Source organism: Streptomyces sp. NPDC091292 (assembly GCF_044757265.1).
In the GTDB taxonomy this organism is placed as follows: domain Bacteria; phylum Actinomycetota; class Actinomycetes; order Streptomycetales; family Streptomycetaceae; genus Streptomyces.
This window is the reverse complement of sequence record NZ_JBIVUQ010000001.1, coordinates 541787-565049: the sequence shown is the minus strand read 5'-3', so window position 1 is coordinate 565049 and position 23263 is coordinate 541787. Positions and strand designations below refer to the sequence as shown.

Here is a 23263-nt window from a genome sequence, read left to right as displayed (position 1 = left end):
ACTGCGGTACCTGCTGCGACCGGTGCGGTCACCTCGACCGGTGCGTCCGGTGGGACTTGACCGGTGAGCAGCCGGATGTGGCCGCGCAGGTCGCGGCTGAGGACGGTGCCCGATGAGCGCCCGTCGTTACCTCATCGCCGCTCTGTCCTCGGACAGCCTCGGCGGGATCGCCACCCTCCAGGACGTGGCCCGCGCCGAGCAGTTGGTCGACGCGCACCGCACCGAGGTACTGCGCGAGGCCAAGGGCGAGGTCGTCGCCTGGCTGGCGAAGAAGGAACGGGAGTACCGGTCCACGGGCAGCGCGCAGCATGCGTTGCAGGCGGACGTCATCGGGGTCCTCGCCTCCAAGGTTGACCGGGGCGCGATCAGGCTGTTCCTCGGCGTCGAGGAGAAGGCCACCGCCACACCGGCGGCGACGGCCACTCCCAACTTCTTCCAGCCCGGACACGTCTACACACGGACCCACCACGGCCACTGCATCGAGTTCCACGTGCAGCACATCGACACCGACCCGGGCGGCGATCAGCGCGTCGCGTTCGGGTGGCGGGCCGACGACCGCAGCACCTGGGAGCCCGCCGACTCCGACGACATGGACGGCTGGTCTGACGTCACCGAGGGCGGTGCCTGATGCCGGACACCTTCGGCGGCACCTGGAACCGCCCGCGTCAGGACGGCACCGGCCGTTCCGCGCGTGACCTCCAGGACCGCGCCAGCTACGACAACCAGCCGCAGTCCGGCTGCGGCGCGGTGCTCCTGCTCCTCGTCGCCGTGGTCATCGGGGCGGTGATCTGCGGATGAACACCACTACGCGCGAACAGCGGGGTCCCGTCCCCGATCACATCCCCAACGGACTGCTGGTGCTGGATCTGTGCTGCGGCGCCGGCGGCCTGTCCATGGGCTACTGGCTCGCCGGGTTCGACGTCGTCGGCATCGACCTCCACCCGCAGCCCCGCTACCCGTTCGAGTTCCACCAGGCCGACGCCTTGGAGTACCTCGCCTCCATCACCGCCTCCGGGGAGATCGAGCGGTACGCGCTCGTCCACGCGTCGTGGCCCTGCCAGTACTTCGCCAACGTCACCCAGTGGCGTGGCAGCCGCGACGACCACGAGGACCTGCTCACCCCGGGCCGGAAGCTGATGGCCGCGAGCGGTCGGCCCTGGGTGATCGAGAACGTTCCCGAGGCGCCGCTCCGTCCGGACTACCTGCTGTGCGGTTCGCAGTTCGGCGTGAACGTCCGCCGCCACCGCGTGTTCGAGACGTCGTGGGGCGGCGGCGGGGAGCTGTTGCCGCCGTGCTGGCACCACAAGGGGCTGCTGCCGTTCATGCACAAGGCCGAGAGGGCCTACGCGGACGCTATGGGCTGTACGTGGATGAACAAGACCGAGGCCCGCCAAGCAGTGCCTCCGGCGTACAGCGAGTGGATCGGCCGCCAGTTCCTGACCCACGGCGTCAGGGGGCCCGTATGACCGCCGCCCCCGAGCCCGCCCGCGCCCTGCCGCAGATCGCCGTCGCCTGCCCCACCTGCGGCGCCGAGCGCGGCGAGCTGTGCACCAGCCACAGCGGCACCCGCACCCGCCGCCACAACACCCACCAGGCCCGCACCAAGGCGTGGGCCAGCACCGAAAGCAGCACGTCATGACCACCACCGTGCAGGCCGGGGCCACCAGCGCCCCGGCCGCCGGCCGACGGGTCACACCCACCGGCCGACTCATCCTCCCCGCGGACGCCGACCGTGCCGCCTGGCTCACCGCCCGCCGCTCCGGCATCGGCTCCTCCGACATCGCCGCGATCCTCGGCATCAGCCGCTACGGCAACGCCCTCTCCGTCTGGCACGACAAGACCGGCGGCCTGCCACTGGAGTCCGACGACTCCGAACCCGCCCTGTGGGGGCGCCTCAACGAGGAAACCGTCGCCCGCGAATGGGCACGCCGCAACCGCAGCGTGGTCCGCCGCGTCGGCCTCGTCGCCCACGCCGACCGGCCTCACGAGATGTGCACCCTCGACCGCCGAGTCCTGGAATGCCCGCTCGCCGACGGCCGCGAGAAATGTGCCGTGGAGATCAAGTGCCGCGACAAGATGAAGGCCGGACAGTTCCGCAAGGGCGTCGCCGACGACGTCCTCGTGCAGACCCTGTGGCAGGCCATCGTCTGCGGCTTCGACCACATCCACGCCGCGGTCCTCATCGGCGGCAACGACTACCGCCAGTACGTGATCCGGGTCGCCGACCACGCCCAGCTCGTCGCCGACCTGCGGGCCGCCGGTGAGCGGGCCTGGCAGCAGATCACCACCCGCCGCGCCCCGGTCCTCTCCCATGATGCCGACCCCGATGTGCTCCTCGACCTGTACGGCCGCCTCCACCCGGAGCGCGCTGGCACGGTCGACGTCACCCGCGACGTCGACACACAGGTCGCCGTTGACGACTACCTCGACGCGCACGCCGAGATGGCCGCCGCCGAGAAGCGGAAGAAGGCCGCGAAGGCCCGCATCCTCGCCGGTCTCGCGGGCGCCGAGGCCGCCACTGTCCTGGACCGGATCCTCGTATCGCTCGACGAGCGCACCAAGCGGAACACCGACTTGGCGCGGCTGGCCGAGCGCTGGCCGGACGCCTACGCGGACTGCGTGGAGGACCGCACCCATTACCAGCTGAACATTCCCCGCTCTGTCCGTGAGGAGCACGCCGCATGACCACGATCGCTGAGCGGGCCGCAGCCGCCGCCGGCCGCACCGACACCGAGGCGTCCGCACCGCAGGACGCGGCGCCCGCCGAGGAGTTCACCCCGGTGCCGGACCCGATGGCCGACTACGAGCCCGGCGACGATGACCCCGAGATGGTGCCCGTCGGGGTCGCGTGGCTCCGCGTCCGCCGCGACATCCGCGCCATCAGCAAGGACCAGCTGTACAACCAGGCCGGGACCCGCTTCAACTTCCGCGGCGTCGACACCGTCGTCAACGTCTTCGGCCCGGTCACGCTGAAGCACGGCGTCAACGTCATGTCCTCCAAGGTCGAGGCCAGCTACGGCGAGAAGACCACCGCCAAGGGCACCAAGATGCGCGAGTGCTCCGTCCTCGTCACCTGGACGATCATGGGGCCGCTGGGAGACACGCTCACCCTCCAGACGATGGGTGAGGCCCTCGACACCGCCGACAAGGCAACGACCAAGGCGCAGTCCGTCGCGCTGCGGACGCTGCTGCTGGGCTTCGGCCTCACGCCGACGCACGACAAGGACCCGGACGCCGACCGCATCGAGCGCGGCAACGACGCGTCGCCCCGCTCGGCCGAGTCGTACCGCGACGAGATCCTCGACAAGAAGACGTCACAGGGCCGGTTGCAACAGATCGGCTACGAGCTGGGCAACCTGCGGATGCTCAACACCAAGGTGGCGAACGAGACCGGCGAGATGGAGACGCTTGACAGTCTCGGGCGCCGGATCTACGGCGAGCGCACGGGCGGTGGCTCATGAGCTGGCATCTTGGCCGTCTGGCCGGATTCGACCTGGAGACCACCGGCGTCGACACCGAGACCGACCGCATCGTCACCGCGTGCGTCGTCCAGTGCGGCGGCGGTCAGTCCACTCAGTCCGCGACGTGGATGGCCGACCCCGGGATCGAGATCCCCGAGGAGGCCGCGAAGGTCCACGGCGTCACCACCGAGAAGGCCCGCGCCGAGGGCCGTCCGGCGGCCGAGGTCGTGGAGCAGGTCACCGCGGCGCTTGCCGAGGTCGTCCTCGCCGGGGTCCCGGTCGTCGCGATGAACGCGAGCTTCGACCTGACGATGCTGGACCGCGAGGCCCGCCGTCACGGCGTGCAGCCCCTTATCGACATCGTCGGCGACGACCTGCGCGTCATCGATCCCCGCGTCCTCGACAAGAAGATCGACCGGTTCCGGCGCGGCGGCCGGAAGCTCGAAGACCTCTGCCGGACGTATCGAGTCCCGCTCGACGGCGCACACAATGCGGACGCCGACGCCATCGCCGCATGCCGAGTGGTGTGGCGGATCGGGAGCAGCTTCCCGGACCTGCCGCGCGTCGCCCTCGACGACCTGCACGCGCGGCAGATCGAGTGGGCGCGGGAGCAGGCCGAGGGGCTGGCGGACTACTTCCGGCGGACGCCCGGCAAGGAGCACCAGGCCGACGGCGTAAGGGCCGAGTGGCCCATGGTCCCTGCCCCGCGTGACGGCGGTGACCAGTGACCGCCACCCTGCACACCCCGGCCGCCACCACGGCGGTCGGGCCCCGCCCCGACATCACCATCACCGTCCACGGCGCCCCCGCCCCCCAGGGCAGCAAGCGGCACGTCGGCGGCGGCGTGATGATCGAGTCGTCGAAGAAGGTCAAGCCGTGGCGCCAGGACGTCAAGGCCGCCGCGATCGAGGCCATGCCACCCGCACCGCTCGACGGACCCCTCGCCGTGTCCATGGTGTTCACGGTTCGACACCGCCCCGGGGGACGGCCGACCTGGTGGCCGACCGGAACTCGCTGGTCGAAGTCCTTCATGTGGCGACCGGCCAGTACCCCGGACTTGTCCAAGCTCCTGCGCGCCACTGAGGACGCACTGACCGGTGTGGTGTGGAAGGACGATGCCCGTGTCGTCGAGTACGTCCGCCTCGCGAAGTACTACGTCGCCGACAAGTCCGGCGGCTCGGATGTCCTGAGCACGCCGGGCTGCGTGATCCGCGTGTGGCGCCTCCCCGAGGCGGTGAGCCTGTGAAGCTCCCCGACCACGGCACCTACTCCCGCTACCACGGCGGATGCCGCTGCAAGGAATGCTGCGACGCCGGGCGCTCCTACCGGCTACGCCTCAGCTACGACCGCATCAACGGCGTGGCGCGCCGCGTCGACGCCACACAGGTGCGTGTCCACCTTGAGCGGCTCATCGCACGAGGTTGGACGCAGTACCAGATCGCAGCCGCCGCCAGCCTCCATCAAGCCACAGTGTCCGTCGTCCTCGGCGGGTCTCCGATGGTCTACCGCAAGACGGCGTCCGCCATCCTCGGCATCCGCCTCGACCAGGCCCCGCCGGTACCGCGCGGAATGGTCGACGGCGCCGGCACCAGGCGTCGCCTTCAGGCCCTGATGGTCCTCGGCCACTCCCTGGCCGACGTCGCCCGCAGAGCCGGAGCCCCGCCGAGCAGCCTGCAACAAACCGCCGACGGACGGTGGACCACCATCCGGGCGGCGACCGCTACCTCGGTGGCACGCGTCTACAGGCAGCTCTCGACCAGCCCCGCCCCGCCCACCCGGGCCGCCGAGCAGGCCCGCAACCACGCGCAGGCACACGGCTGGCACGGCCCGATGGCATGGGCTGACATCGACGACCCCGCGTGCATCCCAGACCCCGACAGCCCCAGCGCTCCCCGTCACCTCCATGCCGCCGACGTGGCCGAACTGGTTACCCAGGGCCTGGACGACGACGCCATCGGGCGGCGCCTCGGGGTGTCCTCTCGGACGGTCCTGCGGGCCCGTGCCGCGCACGGCATCCCCTCCGCCCGGAGCGCGGCATGACCCGCCGCCCGCGCCCGCAGCCCCCGCCCACCGGACTCCTCGACTGGCGGGACCCCTCGCACTGGTCCTGGACCGAGAAGCCCTGTCGGTACTGCGGCGTCCCCACCCAGCTCCGCGACTCGAAACGAAAGCCCGCGCACAAGACCTGCGCTGAACAGGCCCTCGCCCAGCAGGCCGCCGACGCGGCCGACGCCTACCAGAACGGAACCCTTTGATGCCCAAACTGCCCGCCCACCAGACCCCCGAGGCCAAACTCGACACGGCCGCCGGACACATCGACGTCGCCCTCAACCGCGACCAGAAGCGCGGCGCCTTCGAGAAGCCGGGCACGGTCGTCTACGCGATCGTCGCCCTCACCTCCACCTCCTACACCGGCCACGCCGACGGCGAGGAGAAGCCCCCGCACGTCAAATTCCGCATCACCGAGTGCGAGGTCGCCGCCAGCGACGAGGAGGCCGTCACCCTCGCCGAGGCGAAGCGGGCGATGTGGCGCCGCCGTCAGATGGAGGGGACGTTCGACGAGGCCGGTCCCGGCCCCACGAAGCCGGACGACATCCTCGGCGCCGGGCTCTCGGGATACCCCACTGAGGACGAGTACCGCGAGCACCAGCGTGCCCGGGAGGACCGCCGCCGCGCCGAGTTCGTCCGCTAACTGTCCCGCCCCGCAGCACCGTCCGGGGCGGCCGGCCCCGAGCCCCGCCCCGGACGGGACACACAGCACGAAGCCCCGCACCAGCACGGCGCGGGGCCCATGGAAAGGACACAGCTTGATGACCAAGAAGGTCGGCATTCACGAGATCAAGGCAGGAGACCGCGCTCGAACCGACCTCGGCGACCTCACCGACCTGATGACATCCATCGAGGCGTTGGGACTCTTCCAACCGATTGTCGTCACGGCCGAGAACAAGCTGATCGCCGGAGGGCGTCGCCTCGAAGCGTGCCGCCGTCTCGGCATGGACGAGGTGCAAGTCGTCGTCGCCGAGCACATCCACGACGCCGTCGACCTCCTGAAGGCCGAGCGCGACGAAAACATCTGCCGGAAGCCGATGACCGCCTCAGAGCTGATCGCGCTCGGACGGCAGATTGAGGAATTGGAGAAGCCCCGAGCCGCCGAGCGTAAGGCCGCCTCGCAGTTGGCCGGTCGATCGCCAGGCGGCAGCCCTATCGGTGCCGTACTGGCGAACGGAACCGAAAAGTACGACTCCCGCGAACGTGCCGCCGAGGCGGTCGGCCTCTCGACAGCCACATACTCCCGCATCAAGCAGGTCGCCAACGGTGCGGACGGCTACGAGATCAACAAGGGCCAGCGGACAGCGGTTTCACCGGAACGGCAGGCCGCCTCCAAGACAGCCCTCGACCTCATGGACCGGATCACGGCGGGCGAAGAAGTACGCCCCACCGACGGCGGCCGGCCCCTCACCGTCACCGCGGTCTACGAGCACTGGAAAGGTCGCAAGACCAACCGAGGCCCCGAAGCCCCCACAACCCGCAGCCGCCCCGAACCGGCCGCACCCGCCGCGCCCCTCCTCGACGCGGGCGGTAGGCGCATGCCCCAGCGCTCCCAGCGCAAGTCGATCACCGACGGGATGGCTGCCCTCTCAGGACTCTGCGTCGGATTCGCCGGCATCAACGAGCTGGATGAGTCCATCGACGCAGAAGAGGCCGCGCTGTGGCGGCGCGACCTCGACCAAGTGCTGCGTGTGCTGCGCAGCTTCAACAACAAGCTGAAGGAACACGTCCATGCTACTCACTGACCTCATCGCCTCGGGCCAAATCACCGTCACCATCGAATGGCTGCTTGTGTCTTCGGTCGGACGGGACCCTCGCGTCAACACCCGCCCCGTCGACTCGGCTTGGGTGGAGAAGAAGCTCCGCGAAGGCTTCGACCCCAGCCTCCTCGGAGTCCCGGACGTCTCCCGGCGCCCCGGCGGAGAACAGGTCTGGCTCGACGGACAGAACCGGGCAGACCTCATCCGCAAGGCGGGATGGGCCGACCAGAAGATCGAGTGCAGGGTCTTCACCGGGCTCACGCTCGCCCAGGAGGCTCAACTCTTCCTCGGCCTTAACGACAACCGGCAGGTCAAGAGCATCTACAAGTTCCTGGCCCGCGTCACCGCCGGAGAGCCGGACGCGGTCAACATCACCGCCATCGCCGAAGCTGCCGGCTGGACCATCGCGGACGCCAGCGCCGAGAAGTGCATCACCGCTGTGCGCAGCCTGGAACGCGTCTTCCACGGCGACCAGGGACGTGACACCACGATGCAGCCCGGCCGGGCTCTCCAGCTCACCCTCCGGGTCGTCTCCGAGGCATGGGGCTATCGCAGCGAGGCGGTCAACGGCGACGTTCTCCTCGGGATCGGTGCGGTCTTCAACCGGTTCGGAAACGTCGTCGACCTGCCTGCGCTGGTAAAGAAGCTGGCCGAGTACCCCGGCGGGCCCTCCGGTCTCCTCGGCAAGGCTCGGGGCGCCCGGGACTTCCAGGGCGGAACCGTCGCCCACTGCATCTCTGACGCCATCGTCCGCGCGTACAACACCCGCCGCCGCAACGGCAGCTTGCCCGACTGGCGCTAGCCCACCCGCGGGGCCGCCACCACGCGGCCCCGCCCCTCCCTGATCAGGACGAACGAGAGAAGCCCTTCATGCCCTGGGTCAAGTTGGACGACCGCTTCCCTTCCCACCGGAAGGTCGCGCTGTTGTCCGATCGGGCGTTCCGGCTGCACGTATCCGCGCTCTGCTGGTGCGCCGAGAACTTGACCGACGGGTGCATCGCCGAACGCGAGCTACCGCTCGTGGCCAAAGTCCGCGCAGTGAAGGTGACCGCCAAGCAACTCGAAGACGCCGGGCTGTGGGACCGCGTCGACGACGGATGGCAGATCCACGACTACCTGGAGTACAACCCCTCTCGCGAGCAGGTCCTCGCCGAGCGGAAGAGGAACGCCGCTCGGCAGGAGGCATTCCGGCGCCGGAAGAACGGCAAGCCGATCCCGCCCGACGGGTCGGACGCCCCCTCGAATAACGGGCGCAGTAACGGCGTTACGGATGCCAGCGAAACGCACGACAACGACACGACGGCGACACGAACGCAGCACGACGGCGACACGACAGCGGCCGGAAAGTGTCTCGTTTCGGAGACAGAGTCGCAGGTCAGCGCATTTCGTCACGCCGTTACTAACGGCGCCCCGACCCGACCCGACCCGACCCCAACCCCTAGTAGTGGTTCAGGTAGAGAGAGAAGTACCGGTAGTAGCGCGCAAGGCGACCTGCCTCACTCTCTGATCAACGCCGACTGGCAGCCCACCACAACGGACCGCGCGGCCGCCGCTGCCGATGTCCGCCGCCTCGGCTCCGCAGGCACCGCCAACGCCACCGCCAAGTTCGTACGCCACCACCAGACCCGCGCCACCCGCGCCGCCGACTTCGGCCCCGCATGGGTCACCTGGCTCACCCGCGAACGCGCAGAAACCCCACAGCAGGGCGCCTTCCTCGTCGGCCTCCCCGGCGGCGACCAGACCACCCCCACACCCACACCACCCTCGTACGCCCAACGCATGGCCGAACTCAACGCCCGCGCCGAAGCCGACCGCAAACGCGACCGACAACACGGCGACACCGCCTGACCGCCCATCCGGATACACCGCCCGCGCGCCAACAAGACCGCCACCCAACAGGAGAAATCATGCGCAGCACCCGAAACACCACCACCCAGACCACCTGCGACTACGAGGCCAGCGACTGCACCCGCTGCGACACCTACATGATCACCGCGTCCCAGACGCTCACCGCCGAGACGCGTGCCGCCCGACACCGGGAGGACCTGGCCGCCGACGGGTGGACGGACCACGAGGGCCGCGATTACTGCCCCGACCACCCGGTGGGCAGCGGTCCCGCCTCTGCCGTTCGGCCGTGACCGCCCACCCCACCCGCAACCGGCCCGGCGACTGCCACCGTCGCCCCCTACCGTCACAAAGCGCCGTAAAGCAGAAGGAATTGACCATGACCGACCGCACTTTTCCCCACGACACGTACATCACCGCCGTCGTCAACACCCTCACCGACGTCGGCCTCGACCCCGCCGACATCACCCTCGACGACTGCGACACCCGCGGCAGCGACTGCTACCTGCGAGCCTGTCTCCGCTTCGCCCCCGAGGACACCTACGGCGTGGATGCGGTGCGCTGGCCGGACGGGCTGCTGCTGATCTGGGAGTGGCACCCCGGCATCGAGGAGGGCGAGGCCGAGCGCGGCCCGGTGTGGCTGTGGGCGAAGTGCCTGCCGGACGGCTCCAACGGTGAGCCGGCAGCGATGCCCGTCCCGGGGGCCGCCAATCCGGTCCAGGTCGCGTTCGCCCTGGCGGAGCTGATCAACAGGGGCGAGCCGGGGCGGCGGCGGATCGGGCTGTGGAACGGCGCCGCCGTGCTGGACGCGGCGTGCGAGGCGTGGGGTACCGCCGAGGGCTCCGAGTAGCTACCCATGACCGCCCTCAACCGGCCCGGCGGTGTCGATACCACCGCCGGACCGGCGCCCCGACCCTCCCACACCCGACCTGGAGACGACCATGACCACCGAACCGACCCGCTACCGCAAGAAGCCCATCCCCGTCGAAGCCCGCCAGGTGCCACCCAGCAGCGACGGCCGGCCCGGTCTCGACCTCGCTGCCTGGTGCGGTGGGTCCGTGTCCGGTACCTACGCCGAACCGAAGATCTTCGTGCCGACGCTGGAGGGCGAGCTGGTGGCCCGGGTCGGGGACTGGATCGTCAAGGGCACGCGTGGGGAGTTCTGGCCCGTGAAGGGCAGCATCTTCGCGGAGACCTACGAGCCTGCCGACACCGTGCCTGCGGACCGGGCCGGCCTCCGCGACCGCATCGCCGCGGCCCTCGACAACGCGAACCACACCCACCCGTGCCCTGTCACCGGCAGCACCTACTGGACCGGCTGCTACCACCCCGATGGCACCTCCGTCTCGTGCCACACCGACCGGCGCACCGCTGCGGTGCTGTCGGTGCTGCCCGCCGGCGCCGAGTGGGACTCCCTGGTCCGCGAGACCGGTCAGCTCCGCCGTGAGGGCGCGGCTCTCCGAGACCGCGCGGCAGAGGTCGACGCCCGGGTGGCTGGCTTGCAGCGGCAGGTCGACGCCGACCGGGCCGCCGTGCTGAGCTGGGCTGCCTGCATCGCCGAGCAGATGATGGACGAGCGCTACGGACCCGACTGCTCCTACGCCATCGGCGGTCTGGACGTGGCCCGGGAGCTGCGCCGTCTGGCTGGCGAGGCGCAGCAGCCCAGGAAGTCCACCGCCGAGAAGGCCACCAACCTCGGCCTGACCGACACGGAGTACCGGGCACGCTCCCACGCTGCCGCCGTCGCGACGATCCGGAGTGCGATCCCGGGCATGTACGCATCCGTCGGATTCCGGCTGGACGACATCCTCAACGAGGCCGACGAGGCGCAGCAGGCCGCCGCGGCGACCGCCGAGCACCACACCGGGGACCACTACTGCCCGCCCGGCACGCGCCCGGCTGGCGAGGCAGGCGACACCCCACAGACCGACCCATGGCCGCCCGTTACCGACTTCGCCCTGGAGATTCAGGAAGCGGACATTTGGGTCGGCATCAGCTTCAAGTGCAAGACGTTGGACGAGGCCCGTGAGCGCCGCGAGTCCTACCGTCGCCGCGTTCCGGACCGCAGGTTCCGGATCGTCCGGTGGGAAGAGACGTCCACCGTCGTGGAATCCGACCCCGTGTCCGGGGCTGATGCCGCGCCCGCGAAGGAGGCGTGACCGTGGCCACTGTCGTTCTGCGCGCCGAGATCGAACTCGGCGGAGTCCTGTACACGCACCACTACGGCATCCCGGCTCGCTCCTGGGCGGTCGCCGACGACCACATGCGCGAGGCATTCCGGGAGGGCGCCCGCGAGGGGCTGGCGCAGCACCTCGCCGAGACGCTGCCCATCACGATCACCGTGGTGGGCGTGGCGGACGGGGCTGACTCGTGATCGCTGACGAGGACCCGCACACCGTCTGCGGTCGACTCCTCTGCGACGCCTGTGACCCCGACAGCAACGACAACTTCGTCTGTAAGGAGTTCGAGGCCCTGTGAGCAGCAACGGAGGATTCACCGGGATCAGCCTGGCGGGAACCTGGGAGTGCGGCAACTGCGGCGCCACCGGCGACGGCTGGTACGACGCGACAGACGACGAACTTGTCCTGCACGACGAGGACGGGCAGCCCTTCGCCGCCGACGACCACGTCTGCGGGGAGCCGTCGTGATCGCCGACGCGGTCGATACCGCGATCGCCGTCGGCTGGGCCCTCGCCGCGTGGATCGCGGTGCTCGCGGCGGTCGGCACGATCGTCGTCCTCGCGGCTACCGCGACCGGGGCGTGGGCGTGGCATGCCGCCAAACGGCGCCACACGGGCCCCTCCTGGGCCTACGGGACGCTCCGGGCACGGATACGCGCCACACGCCGCACACGGGCCGCAGACAGCCACACAACAGCGCACAGCCACCGGGAGGCAGCGTGACCGCCGCCCGCATCCTCGGCACCGCCATCAACAGCGGGAGCCCGACATGATCCCTCTCCGCACCCGCCGCGACCGCACCCTGCGCCGCCTCCACACCCGCCACCCCCACTACACCCGGTGGGACGCCTGCCGGACCGGCTCACACACCGACTGCGGCGCCGCCTGCTCCGGCAACCCCCAAGGCCGCTGCTGCGCCTGCTCCTGCCCCTGCCACACCACCGGAGACCAGCCGTGACCTACCTCCTCACCGCACTCCTCGCCCTCGCCCTCGGCTGGTGCTGGGGCCACCGCACCGCCCGCATCCAGATCATCCACATCGGCAGCAGCCCCGCCCAGGACAACGCGGCGTTCCTCGCCTACGAACGCGCCCGCTTCGACGAGATCGTGAACGGCCTCGACCTACCCGGACCCGACGAACCCCGGAACGCGGCATGACCGGCCCGACGTCCGCGCCCCGGGGCGAGCGGGCCGGCACGCCCGGCGCCCACTGGGAACACGTCCTGGTCACGACCGAGGTCGTGGTCGACACCGACACCGACGGCGAGTCCCCGTTCGGCTGGCAGGAACTGCCCGTACCCAACAGAGCCACCCGGCGCGCCATCGCGCGCGCAGCACGGAGAACGAAATGACCGACCTCGAACCGCAGCGCCAACTCGCCGCCGTCATCAGGGCCCTGGCCGCATCCGAGACGGAGACCCAGACGCTCCGCCGCACACTCCGTGACGTCCTCGGCCGTTTCGAACCCGCGTGGCCCGACGCTGAACCCATGCGATACCGGGCCACCGTGACCGTGGCGGACCACGCCCGGTGGAACACCACCCTCAACCCGACCAAGGAGCAGCGCCCATGCACTGCCGAGTCGCCGCCGCAGAGATCGCCCTCGCCCTCACGGCCCGAGGGCACAACAACTCCCTGACCGGGCCCGCCTGGCAGCCCGGCCACCGCGCCACCCAGGCCAGCCCCACCACCGTTCGCGCCTTTCACGACGGACCCGACGAAGCCGCCCAACTCTCCCGGTACGCCGCCGTGCTCAAGGTCGCCGGCTACACCGTCACCATCGAACGGCCAGCGGGCAAGCGGCCATCCATCCGGATCACCCAGCAGACCAAGGAGAAATGACCATGCCCCAGCAACCCACCCCCGACTACGAGGCCACGATGAACATCCGGTACGTGGTCGGCACCACTGAGCGCACTGTCGAAGTACTCACGGGCGGCTTCTCCCTGGCCGACCACGTGGCCAGGCTCGACCCCCGCAACAGCGGCACGCAGTGGGTGACATTCATCCTCGCGGCCGGCGGCGGGATCGCGCTCCGGGGCAGCGCCATCATCGCCATCGAACAGCACGGGAACGACTGACCCACGACGCGGGGGCGCGCCCACAGACCTCCCCAGGCCAGGCACGCCCCCACCGGTGGCCTCACCGTACCGCCCCACCAGCACCACGGGAGTCACGATGACCACCACCGCCACCCACCTCCGCACTGTGGCCCTCCACTGGGCCGACCTCCACGAAGCCGCCGGACAGCCCGTCCAGGTCGGCGCCTTCGGCCTCGGACTCCGCGGCTACCTCGCCCGCCTCGACGAAGCCGACGCCGAACAACTGGAATACGAACTCCACCAAGCCGCCCACCTCCGCACCCTGGAGCGCGACCCGATCCAGCTCGGCGAACGCCCCACCCCCGTAAGGCTCCACGTGCTCGACACCATGCGCGCCATCGAGGCCGCACTCGTCGCCTGCGCCGACGACATCGCCCACGCCGCACAACGCGCACCGATCAGCGTCCCGGCCGCCCGCAAAGCCGACTACCGCACCCTCCGCGAAGCCCGCATCGCCGCCGCCGACCGGCGGCGCCGCACCGAGCTGGCCCACGCTGACGCGTACGACCCGCGCCGATGGCGGTACACCGGCCGCCGCACCGCCCCGTACGCCGCGCTGTGGCTACTGGCCCGCATCGAGCGGGCGCCCGGACCATGCCGACGCCTTACTGACACCGAAGCGAAGCAGGTCGGAGCCGTCGCGGCCGGCGCCGCCGAACGGATCGAGCGGGCCCTCGACATCGCCGCGCAACGTCGCACACTCGGACGCCCCTGCGGCTGCGGCGGCCAGATCGATGTGCACGGTGGGGAGGGGCGTGCGCCGGTCGCGCACTGCACGGGGTGTGGGCGGATCTGGACCGACGGTGGGATGGCGGTCGCATGACGCCCCTCGCGCTTCAGGCCCGCTTGTGGTTCCGCAGACTGCTGGGCATCCGTGACATGAGGAGTTCCCGTCTCCAGTCGGAGACCGCGCAGTTGAAGGCTCGGCGTAATACCTGACTGTGCCAATCTGAAGTGGTCGACATTGGGAAGGGGCATCATGAGGGAAGCCATTGAGGCAATCGGGGGCACATCTGTGCACGTCTTGTCCGGCAACGACGTTCCAGCTCCCTTTCCCGAAGACGGCATCTGGCTTGCCATTCCGCAGAACAGAGGAGGCGAGCGCGAGTCTGCGGCCGTGCTGGAGCCGGTGCACGCCCGTGCACTTGCTGCGCTCCTCGTTCGCGCAGCCGGTGATCTGGAGTTGAGTCGCGAGCGCGAGCAAGAGGGTCGCCGTCCCTGATAGGTGCGGGCCGATCTGGACCGATGCGGGAGTCGTCGCCGCGTAACATCGCGACCGGACAACTCGAACGCCCCGCCGCATCTCGACTGCGGCGGGGCGTTCACTGTGCCGAGCGTCAGCCTGCACTGCCGGTCCAAACCACTTCGGAGCCGGACTCGCCGCAGGCGTCACACTCGTAGTCGACGATGTCCTGCTTGCGGCCGTCGCCCGTTGTCTCACGCCGGGTCAGCCCCCAGCGCATGAGCGACTGATCTTCATTGCGGCACTTCGGACAGGGCCATGTGCGATCTCGCATTTCCGTCATAGCGCTCAGTCTCCTCCGACGCACTGACAACCGTGCGCGTTCACCCGAGGTAGCCGAGTGGGGCTCTGCCGTGTTCCGCTACGGGGTCGGCGCCCATTCCTGCCGGTAGCCGGGCCGGTCCGCGTAGGGCAGGGCGAGCAGGTGGAAGATGTCCGCGAACATCCGGTCGCCGCCTTCCTCGTGCAGGGTGTTAAGGACCCGCCGCTTGGCGTCGATCTCGCGCAGCACCCGCGCCGGATCATGCTCCGCGATGTGCAGGGCCACACCCTCGTCGGCGGACGCCTGCGGGTCGACGGTCGTGACCACACCGTCCTCCATCGAGTCCTCGACGTACCAGCGTGGCCCGCCCGGACGGGCCGGGGTTCCGTACTCTGACACAGCAGCACGCCATGTTGCAGCGTCGTCGCACCAGGTCGCGGCCTGCGCGATCCGCTTATCCTCGTCAAGCTGGGCGCGCAGCCAGTCCACCAGGTCATCCATCCGACGCCCCCGACTCCTCGATCACGTTGTCGACAAGGTCCCGCAGATCCCGGACCAGCGTCGGGTGGACATCTGGCCACCGTGCCTCGATCAGGTCAGCCGTGGCATGCAACTGCTCGCACGTCTCGGCGTCTTCGCGACTCAGGCCGCCCCGCTGACGTCCGCCCAATGTCGGCTCTCCTTGCTGCTTGGCGGGAAGGTCCGTCCGCTTCCCGGGTGTCGGCGGGTTCGCCGCGAAGAACGTGGCCACCTCATCGGCCCGGAACCGGGGCCGCGTGCTGCCCTCGCCCTCAACGGGGGCCGGGAAGGCGCCGCGCTTGCGATGCGCGTGCACCGTCTGGCGGCTGACTCCGTGCTCCGCCGCGATCTCACTGGTGGTCATCAAGCGCGGGCTCCCCTCTGCGTCAGGGCTCTTGGGCACGGCAACATCCTTCCCGAACCCCTTGACGTTGTAAAGAGGTTCCTGCCAGTCTGGCAACGCGACAACGAGAACGGCCCCGGTCGGTGTGTGAGAGCCCGGCCGGGGCCAGCCGAATCCCCTGAACCACCAGGAGAAACGACCGTGGAACACCGTATCCGCACCACCGGCCAGCAGCCGAGCCCCATGGCCCGAGCCCTCACCTCGATCGCCACCGCACTCGATCTGCATGCCACCCGCACCCACCCCCTCGGCGGCACCTGGCAGCCCTGCATGACCACCGGCTGGCTCACCACCCTCACCCCCACCATCATCAGCGCCCACCTGCCCGGCGTCCCCTACCGGGACCGGGCCGGTTTCACGGCCGCCGTGAGGCTCGCCCTCCCGCCCGTCACGGGCACGATCGCCGAATACGCCGCCCGCCTACGGGCGACCGCAGCGACCGCATGAACACCCCCACCTGCTGCGGCCGACCCATGGCCCGCGACGACCAGCAGTACGTCTGCCGCAAGTGCCGCTCCTGGGTCGACCTCGGGAACACCTGACGACGGCTGACCCACCACCAGACCGCCGGTCCCCGCGCCCACCCCCCGCGGGGACCGGCCCCGCCACCAGGAGCCCAGGTGCGCCCCTCCTTCACCAGCCCCCTCGCCCGGTGGGGCTTCACCACCCTCGCCGCACTCGCCATCGCCACCGCGCAGCCCGGCCCCACCCTCGTCTGCACCGTGCTCGCCCTCTACTCGTGGAAGGTCCGCCGGCCGTGAAAACCCGCACCGCCGACCGCACACGCCTCGTGCCCCACACCGTCAACGGCCGCACCGAGATGGTCCTGGAGCGCTACACCGTCGACCTGCCCGTCCCGCCCCGCGACTGGGACCGCACCGTCCTCACCGCAGTCACCGCCGCCGCAGCCGTCCTCGTCGCGGTCGCCGTCGTCTGGTCCACCGCCTCGATCGGTGACCTCCTCGCCCGCGTCACCATCGCCCCCGCCGCGTACGCCGCCGCGATCGCCTTCGACCTCGCATGGATCCTGTGCATGGCCGTCGAGTGGCTGTCCCGCTACGACCCCGCCCGCGCCGCACTGCCCCGGTGGATGGGACACGGCGCGCTCGCCGTCGCGATGGTCGCGGTCGGCGCACACGGCTGGCTCGCCGGACAGGCCGCAATCGGGATCATCGGGGCCGTCGTCTCCGGGATCGTCAAAGCCCTGTGGACCATCGTCCTGCGCCACCACGCGAAACCCCTCGACGACAAGACACAGCAGTGGGTCGACCTTCAGCGCGCCGAGGCCGGCGGGGAGCTGGCCATGGTCGCGATCAACCGCGAACTGACCCGCGCCCGAGGCCTGGTGGCAGCCGAGGAGGAAGCACTCCGGATCGATCCGGACGCCGATCCGGACTGGTCCGGACCGGATCCGGACGCCGGTTCCGAGAGTCCGCTGCCGACGCTCACCGGGCCGAGGACCGTGAAACAGGCGGTCCGGACCGCCTTGGACTCCGGGATCCACAGTCCGGACGCCGTGCTCCGCTACGTCCACCAGGTCGCCGACGCCAACGCGAAGCAAGAGACCGTCAACCGCTACCTCCGGGGCGCGTGATGGTCGTCTGGCTCATCCTCTGGATCCTTCTCGCCCTCCTCGGCGCCATCGCCCTCCACACGGTCGCGCCCCACCACTACCGCGGCGCATACCTGCTGCCCGCGGCACGCACCGTCGCCGTCATCACCACCGCCATCGCGTTCATCACGGCCGTCTGGAGCCACTGACCATGCCGTACATGGCCATCAACCTCGGGGGCGTTGCCCTCGGCGTCGGGATCGTCCTCGCGTTCCTCATGCGCTGGCACCTGAAGGAGAAGCGACGGTGGGGCGCCCTCGTGCCGTTCGCCCTGTCGCTGCTGTACGGGATGCTCGCAGCGCTCGCGGCACTCGGCTCCTGGTCGCTGCTTGGCGCCACCGCTTGGGTCGCCCTGTGGGCCGGGAACGTGGCCGGATACGCGGGCCTCGTCTGGGGCGTCGGCGGTAGCGCGCCGGATGTGACCCGCGCTCAGCAACTGATGCTCACGCCCGGCGGGTACGTGATCGTGTTCCTGCTGACCATCGTCCTGTTGGGCCTGCTCAAGTGGGGGCCCAAACAGTCCAAGAGCAAGATCCTGCTCGGTGTCATGGCCGGGGTCCTTGTGGCCTTGTCCGGGAACGTGGCCGGTGTCGCAGCGATTCCCCTGGGCAGCGGCGTGAACCTCGCCGGGATCGGGTTCACCGGGGTGTTCGGTGAGTGAGGCGGAGGCTGCCGAGGCGGCAGCCGAACAGGTCGCTGAACCACGCGAGATGAGCGAGCGGACCGCGAGGGTGATCCTCGTCGTCATCGTGTGCGGGGTGATGTGGGGGATCGTGGCCGCGTTCCCGTGGGTGGCGTACGTGATCGTGGGTGTCCTGGGCACGCTCGGCTGTCAGGCGCTGAGCCGCTGGACCGGCCGCAGGCGGGAGAGCGGCGCCGCACCGGAAGATGCGGTGCCTGAGCCGATCAGCGCACTGGACATCGTCGAGGCCCTGCACGAGGTGTCCGCACCGCACGCTTTCCTCGCGGACCTGGCCGCCGCTCTCGACGTGCCGAAGGAGACCGCGCGGGCCCTGGTGGAGAACCTCGGGATCCGCGTACGCCGGGCCGTACGCAATGGGGATGACACAGCGGTAGGCGTACACAGGGACGACCTGCCGCCCCTCCCCCGACTCTCCCCAGAAGACCCAGAAACCGGTGTTGACCAGGGACAACCAACCAACCAACGCGTGACCGTCGAGGAGTTGGGCCTCGCGGGGAGGCTCGTCAAGGACGGCAGCGAGACGACGCGCCGGCACCGCGTCCAGTAACGGCCTCGTCGCATACCGGCCCGCGGCGGGACCCTGGTACGTCACCATGGCCGTATGCCTGCCACGCTGAAGTTCTCCGGCGACGAGAAGGACATGACGCTGGACGAACTCGCGGCCTTCGTCGAGGAAGCGAGGAAGATCGGCGTCCGGGGTGACAATCCGGTGCGCGCTGAGTTGTCAATGTCGGGAAAGATCAAGCAGGTTGAGGTAGCGCTCGGCAAGGCCGACGACTGACCGGCCTGCCACACTGGTGGCTGCGCGCCGGGTAACGCCCGGCATCCAGGCCCCGCCGCTCACATCCCCCGGAGCGGCGGGGCCTTCCCGTACCCGCCCGTACACCACCCGGGGTACGCCACCCTGGGACCCATGCCCACTACCGACGTCCCCCTGCATCGCGGACGGCTGCTGGCGGTGGCAGCGTGACATTCCGTGGGAGGCCCTGTAGTCGCCGTGGTGCGCCCACTACACCCGTAGTTGCTTTCTGCTGGATCATGCCCCACACTGGCCGCAGATCTGGCATGCCCGGAAACGATCACCCCCCGCGCGGCATGATGCCCCCACAGCACACAGTCCAGGGGGGACACATGCGCATCCGCACCACCATCGCCGTAACGATCGCCGCTCTCGCTCTCGTCGGCTGCTCCAGCAGCGCCGCCAGCGACAAGCCGGCCGACCCGAAGAAACTCGACGACGCCGCATCCTTCGCCTGCGACGACTTCGCGAAGGACTACAAGGCCGCCGACACCCGTCAGGAACGCCTCGACCTCGCCCACAAGGTCAACAAATGGGCGCCCTCGTCGAAGACGAACCGCATCGCAGACAGCGGCAAGGTGCTCGCCAACGGCGCGGCAGGCAGCGCCAACGCGTGGCAGATCGCCGCCGACACTTTCGCGCAGGCATGCCTCGACGCCGGGTGGAAAGCCTGACGTCTCGTGATCCCGGCCCGGCCGCAGCCCCGAGCACGGCCGGGCCGACGCACACCCTCAGGAGGTGACATGACCCTCCGCCCCGACTACAAGCCGGTCACCGACGAGGAGAAGCAGCGGGTCTGCGAACTCCACGCACAGAACATCGGCCGCAACGAGATCGCCCGGCAGCTCGGCCGCGCGCCCCGCACCATCAGCCTCATCGCCGCTGAACTGGAGCTGGAGTTCGACCCCACGATGACCGAGGCCGCCACCCGCGCAAGGGTGGCCCAACTCGCCGCCCTCCGCTCGCAACTCGCGCTCGACCTCACACACGACGCAATCCGCCTCAGCGGCGCCATCTGGGAACCCGCCACGGTCTACAACTTCGGCGGCAAGGACAACGTCTACCGCGCCAAGCAGGTACCGGAACCTCCCGCTGACGCGAAGCGCAACCTGATGACCAGCGCCGGGATCGCCATTGAGAAGAGCCTGCGGCTCGTACCGCCGGAGACCGACACCGAGGGCCTTGCAGCGGTCGACGCGTGGCTGAGGGGGATGATGCCCGGCCAGTAAGGGGGCAGCATGTTCTCTCCTTTGGCCGGCAAGGCACTCCGCGCAACCCAACTCGCGGCAGCACGCGGGAATCTGTGGGAGGGCGCGGTCCGGTCGGGCAAGACGATCGGTTCGATCATGGTGTGGCTGCGGTACGTCCGCACCGGCCCGCCGGGCGCACTCCTCATGGTCGGGAAGACCGAGCGCACGCTGAAGCGGAACATCATCGACGTCATCGTGCAGATGATCGGCAAGCGGCGCTGCGACTACCGTGCAGGCGCGGGCGAGGTCGTCATCTTCGGCCGCACGATCTATGTGGCGGGCGCCAACGACGAACGTGCCGCCGACAAGATCAAGGGCCTGACGCTCGCGGGCGCGTACATGGACGAGGTCACCACCTACCCGCAGACCTTTTTCCAGATGCTGGAGACCCGGCTCAGCGTGGAGGGCGCGCAGTGGTTCGGCACGACGAACCCCGAGGGCCCCAACCACTGGTTGAAGAAGCAGGTCCTCGACCGAGCCCGGCTGCACCTGCGCCGCGACGGCACGCTCGCGGAGACCCAGGACCCGGACGCCTTGGATGTGCACCGGTTCTCGTTCGTCCTCGACGACAACCCGAGCCTGCCGGCCGCGTACGTGGCCTCGCTGAAGCGGTCGCACCAGGGCCTGTTCTTCCGTCGGTACGTCCTCGGCGAGTGGTGCCTCGCGGAGGGCGTGATCTACGACGCGTTCGACGAGGCTCGCCACGTCGTGGACCTGGTGCCGGAGATCTCACGATGGATGTGCGTGGGCATCGACTACGGCACGGTGAACCCGTTCGCCGCGCTGCTGATCGGGATCGGCTCGGACAACCGCATGTACGTCGCCTCGGAGTACCGGCATGACTCGCGTGTGGCGAAACGGCAGTTGACGGACGCGCAGTACAGCGTTGGGGTGCGGCGCTGGCTGTCGACGTATGAGCACCGGGGCACGAAGGGCGTGGCCCCGTCGTGGATCTTCGTGGACCCCTCGGCGGCTTCGTTCATGACGCAGCTGTGGTCGGACGGCGTGCCCGGGGTGGCGAAGGCCGACAACGAGGTGAAGGACGGGATCCGCAGCGTCAGCTCGGCGTTCGGCGAGAACATCCTGTCCATCCACCGATCGTGCAAGGGCCTGCTGGAGGAGCTGCCCGCGTACGTGTGGGACTCGAAGGCCGCGCTGAAGGGCATCGACCAGCCGCTCAAGGTGGATGACCACTCGGTGGACGGGCTCCGGTACGGGCTGCACAGCTCGGCGAACGAGTGGCGGCATCTGCTGCCCGCGACATCACTGGAGGTGGCGGCCTGATGCCCGTGCAGCTCGCGAAGGTCCGTCTCACCCCCGGAGGCGGCAGTGTCTATCTGGACGGGCAGCGTGTCCCAGCAGTCCAGTCCGTGAGGACCCACGTTGAGGGTGGACTCGTCATCCTCACCTTGGAGATCCGGGCCGCAGAGGTCGAGATGGTCCAGCGCGACGCAGGCGAGGGGGTGCCCGGTGCCGCTCCCTGACAAGAACACTCCCTGGCCGCCGATCCACCCAGCGATCCGCGCCGACATGGAGGACTGGCGCGCCTGGTTCTCCGCGAACCCCGACCGCCTCACCTACCGGTACATGAACCGGCACCGCGACGCATCCCGCTACGGCCCGCCGATGAATCGGCCGAGCACCTACCGCGGCGGCGTAGTCGGCCGTGTCGCCCGCTGGTTCTGGGGCCAGCCTGTCCCGCTCGGCGAGAAGCGCGCGAACCTGCACATGCCGCTCGCCCGGGACATCGCCCGCACGAGCAGCGACCTCCTGTACTCCGAGCCCCCGACCCTGAAGGTCGACGACTCGGGCACGCAGGAGCGCCTCGAAGACCTGATGGAGTGCGGGCTCAAACGGACGCTGATCGCGGCTGGCGAGACTGGCGCGGCGCTCGGCGGCGCCTACCTGCGCATCGTGTGGGACGACGCGATCCGGGACCGGCCGTGGATCAGCATGGTCCAGGCGGACAACGCGGTCCCCGAGTTCGCGCACGGCGATGTCCTCTGCGCGGTGACGTTCTGGACGGTCCTTGTCGTCGACGGGCAGCGGATGGTCCGGCACCTGGAGCGCCACGAGCCGGGCCTGATCCTGCACGGCGTGTACGACGGCTCGGAGACCGACCTCGGCAAACTAATCGACCTCAAGGCGTTCGAGCAGACGAAGAATCTCCTGCCAGTCCGTACCCTGCCGATCGGCAAGCGGCTCGCCGTCTCCTACATCCCGAACAGCATGATCGCCCCGGACTGGGACGACATCCCCGGCGCCGCCGGCCTCGGCGCATCGGACTACCAGGGCGCGGAGACGTTCCTGTCGGCGATCGATGAGACGTACACCAGTTGGATGCGGGACATTCGCCTCGCGAGGAGCCGGATCATCGTCCCGGCGATGTACCTGGACTCCAACGGTCCTGGCATGGGCGCCACATGGCAGGACCGTGACGTGTACGCGCCGATGAATGTGCCGCCAAATGCCGACCAGTCGATCACCCTGAACCAGTTCGCGATCCGGCACGAGGAGCACCGTGCCACGATCGAGGAACTGGTCGGCAAGGTGATCCGCAACGCCGGTTACTCCGGGGGGACGTTCGGCGATGATTCCGGCGGGGCTGCGGTCACCGCGACGGAGATCAAGGCCCGCACCGCGCGGTCGATGTCCACGCGGGCCCGGAAGGCAGAGCTGGCGGCGACGGGGGTCGCGGACATCGTGGAGACCCTCCTCGCCCTGGAGGCGTCCGGCATGTTCCCGGGCGTGGCCGGGGTCGAGGTCGAGAGGCCCAACGTTGTGTTCCAGGACTCGGTGCAGGACGACATCAAGACTCTCGCTGAGACTGCCGAGTTGCTCCGCCGTGCCGAGGCCGCTTCCACGGAGATCCTGGTGCAGACGGTGCACCCGGACTGGGATGAACGGGAGCAGCGCGAGGAGGCCGCCCGGATCCTGAAGGAGACTGGCCGGCTCGTCGAGGACCCGTTCACCCTCGGCGCCGACCGGCCCGTCTTCGACGAGCAGCCGCCGGCCGACGGTCAGCCCGACCCGACTGTGGTCCCGGCCACCGAGGACACCACGGCCAGCGAGTAAC

41 protein-coding genes are annotated in these 23263 nt (G+C 69.9%); 38 read left to right on the top strand and 3 right to left on the bottom strand.

Annotated features, from left to right (window positions below):
- Nucleotides 1-112: 112 nt before the first annotated feature.
- The 26 genes from ACIQNU_RS02545 to ACIQNU_RS02420 all read left to right on the top strand — a co-directional run bounded on the left by ACIQNU_RS02545 (nt 113) and on the right by ACIQNU_RS02420 (nt 14219).
- A complete protein-coding gene (locus ACIQNU_RS02545; protein ID WP_401360039.1) occupies nt 113-628 on the top strand; it encodes a hypothetical protein in 516 nt (171 codons plus the stop codon).
- Nucleotides 628-798, top strand: a complete 171-nt coding sequence (locus ACIQNU_RS02540) for a hypothetical protein (RefSeq protein ID WP_401360036.1) — start codon at nt 628-630, stop codon at nt 796-798. The genes ACIQNU_RS02545 and ACIQNU_RS02540 overlap by 1 nt, the downstream gene beginning before the upstream one ends.
- Nucleotides 795-1466, top strand: coding sequence for a DNA cytosine methyltransferase (locus tag ACIQNU_RS02535; RefSeq protein ID WP_401360033.1), 672 nt, complete (start codon nt 795-797; stop codon nt 1464-1466). Before ACIQNU_RS02540 ends, ACIQNU_RS02535 begins: the two co-directional genes overlap by 4 nt.
- Nucleotides 1463-1639 (top strand): hypothetical protein, encoded by a 177-nt coding sequence (locus ACIQNU_RS02530; protein ID WP_401360032.1) that lies wholly within the window; start codon nt 1463-1465, stop codon nt 1637-1639. The genes ACIQNU_RS02535 and ACIQNU_RS02530 overlap by 4 nt, the downstream gene beginning before the upstream one ends.
- Nucleotides 1636-2685: a lambda-exonuclease family protein gene (locus tag ACIQNU_RS02525; RefSeq protein WP_401360029.1), complete on the top strand. Its 1050-nt coding sequence runs from the start codon at nt 1636-1638 to the stop codon at nt 2683-2685. The genes ACIQNU_RS02530 and ACIQNU_RS02525 overlap by 4 nt, the downstream gene beginning before the upstream one ends.
- Nucleotides 2682-3461 carry an ERF family protein gene (locus ACIQNU_RS02520; protein ID WP_401360026.1) on the top strand — a complete coding sequence of 260 codons (780 nt, stop codon included), beginning with the start codon at nt 2682-2684 and terminating at the stop codon, nt 3459-3461. The genes ACIQNU_RS02525 and ACIQNU_RS02520 overlap by 4 nt, the downstream gene beginning before the upstream one ends.
- Complete coding sequence (locus tag ACIQNU_RS02515; protein WP_401360023.1) at nt 3458-4189, top strand: 3'-5' exonuclease; 732 nt, start codon at nt 3458-3460, stop codon at nt 4187-4189. The genes ACIQNU_RS02520 and ACIQNU_RS02515 overlap by 4 nt, the downstream gene beginning before the upstream one ends.
- Complete coding sequence (locus ACIQNU_RS02510; protein WP_401360021.1) at nt 4186-4707, top strand: RusA family crossover junction endodeoxyribonuclease; 522 nt, start codon at nt 4186-4188, stop codon at nt 4705-4707. The genes ACIQNU_RS02515 and ACIQNU_RS02510 overlap by 4 nt, the downstream gene beginning before the upstream one ends.
- On the top strand, nt 4704-5501 hold the full coding sequence (locus ACIQNU_RS02505) for a hypothetical protein (RefSeq protein ID WP_401360018.1): 798 nt from the start codon (nt 4704-4706) through the stop codon (nt 5499-5501). The genes ACIQNU_RS02510 and ACIQNU_RS02505 overlap by 4 nt, the downstream gene beginning before the upstream one ends.
- The gene (locus ACIQNU_RS02500) at nt 5498-5716 is read left to right on the top strand and encodes a hypothetical protein (RefSeq protein WP_401360015.1); all 219 of its coding nucleotides are present in this window, start codon (nt 5498-5500) and stop codon (nt 5714-5716) included. The genes ACIQNU_RS02505 and ACIQNU_RS02500 overlap by 4 nt, the downstream gene beginning before the upstream one ends.
- Complete coding sequence (locus ACIQNU_RS02495) at nt 5716-6153, top strand: hypothetical protein (RefSeq protein ID WP_401360014.1); 438 nt, start codon at nt 5716-5718, stop codon at nt 6151-6153. Before ACIQNU_RS02500 ends, ACIQNU_RS02495 begins: the two co-directional genes overlap by 1 nt.
- A gap of 118 nt (nt 6154-6271) precedes the next feature.
- On the top strand, nt 6272-7255 hold the full coding sequence (locus ACIQNU_RS02490; protein WP_401360012.1) for a ParB N-terminal domain-containing protein: 984 nt from the start codon (nt 6272-6274) through the stop codon (nt 7253-7255).
- The gene (locus ACIQNU_RS02485) at nt 7242-8072 is read left to right on the top strand and encodes a DUF6551 family protein (RefSeq protein ID WP_401360009.1); all 831 of its coding nucleotides are present in this window, start codon (nt 7242-7244) and stop codon (nt 8070-8072) included. Before ACIQNU_RS02490 ends, ACIQNU_RS02485 begins: the two co-directional genes overlap by 14 nt.
- A 68-nt stretch (nt 8073-8140) precedes the next feature.
- Nucleotides 8141-9118: a hypothetical protein gene (locus ACIQNU_RS02480; protein WP_401360007.1), complete on the top strand. Its 978-nt coding sequence runs from the start codon at nt 8141-8143 to the stop codon at nt 9116-9118.
- 59 nt (nt 9119-9177) lie between these two features.
- A complete protein-coding gene (locus ACIQNU_RS02475; protein WP_401360005.1) occupies nt 9178-9408 on the top strand; it encodes a hypothetical protein in 231 nt (76 codons plus the stop codon).
- Between the two features lie 86 nt (nt 9409-9494).
- Nucleotides 9495-9965 (top strand): hypothetical protein, encoded by a 471-nt coding sequence (locus tag ACIQNU_RS02470; RefSeq protein WP_401360003.1) that lies wholly within the window; start codon nt 9495-9497, stop codon nt 9963-9965.
- Between the two features lie 91 nt (nt 9966-10056).
- On the top strand, nt 10057-11274 hold the full coding sequence (locus tag ACIQNU_RS02465) for a hypothetical protein (protein WP_401360001.1): 1218 nt from the start codon (nt 10057-10059) through the stop codon (nt 11272-11274).
- 2 nt (nt 11275-11276) lie between these two features.
- Nucleotides 11277-11489: a hypothetical protein gene (locus ACIQNU_RS02460; RefSeq protein WP_401359998.1), complete on the top strand. Its 213-nt coding sequence runs from the start codon at nt 11277-11279 to the stop codon at nt 11487-11489.
- 100 nt (nt 11490-11589) lie between these two features.
- Nucleotides 11590-11763, top strand: coding sequence for a hypothetical protein (locus ACIQNU_RS02455; RefSeq protein ID WP_401359996.1), 174 nt, complete (start codon nt 11590-11592; stop codon nt 11761-11763).
- A complete protein-coding gene (locus tag ACIQNU_RS02450; RefSeq protein ID WP_401359994.1) occupies nt 11760-12017 on the top strand; it encodes a hypothetical protein in 258 nt (85 codons plus the stop codon). Before ACIQNU_RS02455 ends, ACIQNU_RS02450 begins: the two co-directional genes overlap by 4 nt.
- Nucleotides 12018-12063: 46 nt before the next feature.
- The gene (locus tag ACIQNU_RS02445; protein ID WP_401359992.1) at nt 12064-12252 is read left to right on the top strand and encodes a hypothetical protein; all 189 of its coding nucleotides are present in this window, start codon (nt 12064-12066) and stop codon (nt 12250-12252) included.
- Nucleotides 12249-12452, top strand: a complete 204-nt coding sequence (locus ACIQNU_RS02440; protein WP_401359990.1) for a hypothetical protein — start codon at nt 12249-12251, stop codon at nt 12450-12452. Before ACIQNU_RS02445 ends, ACIQNU_RS02440 begins: the two co-directional genes overlap by 4 nt.
- The gene (locus ACIQNU_RS02435; RefSeq protein ID WP_401359988.1) at nt 12449-12646 is read left to right on the top strand and encodes a hypothetical protein; all 198 of its coding nucleotides are present in this window, start codon (nt 12449-12451) and stop codon (nt 12644-12646) included. Before ACIQNU_RS02440 ends, ACIQNU_RS02435 begins: the two co-directional genes overlap by 4 nt.
- 217 nt (nt 12647-12863) lie before the next feature.
- Nucleotides 12864-13136 carry a hypothetical protein gene (locus ACIQNU_RS02430; RefSeq protein WP_401359986.1) on the top strand — a complete coding sequence of 91 codons (273 nt, stop codon included), beginning with the start codon at nt 12864-12866 and terminating at the stop codon, nt 13134-13136.
- A 2-nt stretch (nt 13137-13138) separates the two neighbouring features.
- A complete protein-coding gene (locus ACIQNU_RS02425; protein WP_401359984.1) occupies nt 13139-13375 on the top strand; it encodes a hypothetical protein in 237 nt (78 codons plus the stop codon).
- Between the two features lie 97 nt (nt 13376-13472).
- The gene (locus ACIQNU_RS02420; RefSeq protein WP_401359981.1) at nt 13473-14219 is read left to right on the top strand and encodes a hypothetical protein; all 747 of its coding nucleotides are present in this window, start codon (nt 13473-13475) and stop codon (nt 14217-14219) included.
- 514 nt (nt 14220-14733) lie between these two features.
- Here ACIQNU_RS02420 and ACIQNU_RS02415 read toward each other — a convergent pair.
- From ACIQNU_RS02415 to ACIQNU_RS02405, 3 genes are all read right to left on the bottom strand, one after another.
- On the bottom strand, nt 14734-14922 hold the full coding sequence (locus ACIQNU_RS02415) for a hypothetical protein (protein WP_401359979.1): 189 nt from the start codon (nt 14920-14922) through the stop codon (nt 14734-14736).
- A gap of 78 nt (nt 14923-15000) precedes the next feature.
- Nucleotides 15001-15402 (bottom strand): DUF6221 family protein, encoded by a 402-nt coding sequence (locus tag ACIQNU_RS02410; protein WP_401359977.1) that lies wholly within the window; start codon nt 15400-15402, stop codon nt 15001-15003.
- Complete coding sequence (locus tag ACIQNU_RS02405) at nt 15395-15784, bottom strand: helix-turn-helix transcriptional regulator (protein ID WP_401359975.1); 390 nt, start codon at nt 15782-15784, stop codon at nt 15395-15397. The genes ACIQNU_RS02410 and ACIQNU_RS02405 overlap by 8 nt, the downstream gene beginning before the upstream one ends.
- A 180-nt stretch (nt 15785-15964) precedes the next feature.
- Between ACIQNU_RS02405 and ACIQNU_RS02400 the strand changes: the two genes are divergently transcribed.
- From ACIQNU_RS02400 to ACIQNU_RS02345, 12 genes are all read left to right on the top strand, one after another.
- Complete coding sequence (locus ACIQNU_RS02400; protein WP_401359973.1) at nt 15965-16270, top strand: hypothetical protein; 306 nt, start codon at nt 15965-15967, stop codon at nt 16268-16270.
- Between the two features lie 173 nt (nt 16271-16443).
- Nucleotides 16444-16584 carry a hypothetical protein gene (locus ACIQNU_RS02395; protein WP_401359970.1) on the top strand — a complete coding sequence of 47 codons (141 nt, stop codon included), beginning with the start codon at nt 16444-16446 and terminating at the stop codon, nt 16582-16584.
- Nucleotides 16581-17417, top strand: coding sequence for a protein transporter Sec31 (locus ACIQNU_RS02390; RefSeq protein WP_401359967.1), 837 nt, complete (start codon nt 16581-16583; stop codon nt 17415-17417). The genes ACIQNU_RS02395 and ACIQNU_RS02390 overlap by 4 nt, the downstream gene beginning before the upstream one ends.
- Nucleotides 17417-17584, top strand: coding sequence for a hypothetical protein (locus tag ACIQNU_RS02385; protein WP_401359965.1), 168 nt, complete (start codon nt 17417-17419; stop codon nt 17582-17584). Before ACIQNU_RS02390 ends, ACIQNU_RS02385 begins: the two co-directional genes overlap by 1 nt.
- A gap of 11 nt (nt 17585-17595) precedes the next feature.
- The gene (locus ACIQNU_RS02380; protein ID WP_401359962.1) at nt 17596-18096 is read left to right on the top strand and encodes a hypothetical protein; all 501 of its coding nucleotides are present in this window, start codon (nt 17596-17598) and stop codon (nt 18094-18096) included.
- Between the two features lie 49 nt (nt 18097-18145).
- Nucleotides 18146-18685 carry a hypothetical protein gene (locus ACIQNU_RS02375; protein ID WP_401359960.1) on the top strand — a complete coding sequence of 180 codons (540 nt, stop codon included), beginning with the start codon at nt 18146-18148 and terminating at the stop codon, nt 18683-18685.
- A gap of 54 nt (nt 18686-18739) precedes the next feature.
- Complete coding sequence (locus ACIQNU_RS02370) at nt 18740-18919, top strand: hypothetical protein (protein WP_401359958.1); 180 nt, start codon at nt 18740-18742, stop codon at nt 18917-18919.
- A 350-nt stretch (nt 18920-19269) separates the two neighbouring features.
- The gene (locus ACIQNU_RS02365) at nt 19270-19611 is read left to right on the top strand and encodes a hypothetical protein (RefSeq protein WP_401359956.1); all 342 of its coding nucleotides are present in this window, start codon (nt 19270-19272) and stop codon (nt 19609-19611) included.
- 69 nt (nt 19612-19680) lie between these two features.
- The gene (locus tag ACIQNU_RS02360; protein WP_401359954.1) at nt 19681-20166 is read left to right on the top strand and encodes a helix-turn-helix domain-containing protein; all 486 of its coding nucleotides are present in this window, start codon (nt 19681-19683) and stop codon (nt 20164-20166) included.
- A 9-nt stretch (nt 20167-20175) separates the two neighbouring features.
- On the top strand, nt 20176-21471 hold the full coding sequence (locus ACIQNU_RS02355) for a PBSX family phage terminase large subunit (protein WP_401359952.1): 1296 nt from the start codon (nt 20176-20178) through the stop codon (nt 21469-21471).
- Complete coding sequence (locus tag ACIQNU_RS02350) at nt 21471-21671, top strand: hypothetical protein (RefSeq protein WP_401359950.1); 201 nt, start codon at nt 21471-21473, stop codon at nt 21669-21671. Before ACIQNU_RS02355 ends, ACIQNU_RS02350 begins: the two co-directional genes overlap by 1 nt.
- Complete coding sequence (locus ACIQNU_RS02345) at nt 21658-23262, top strand: phage portal protein (protein ID WP_401359948.1); 1605 nt, start codon at nt 21658-21660, stop codon at nt 23260-23262. The genes ACIQNU_RS02350 and ACIQNU_RS02345 overlap by 14 nt, the downstream gene beginning before the upstream one ends.
- The last annotated feature ends 1 nt before the right edge of the window (nt 23263 follow it).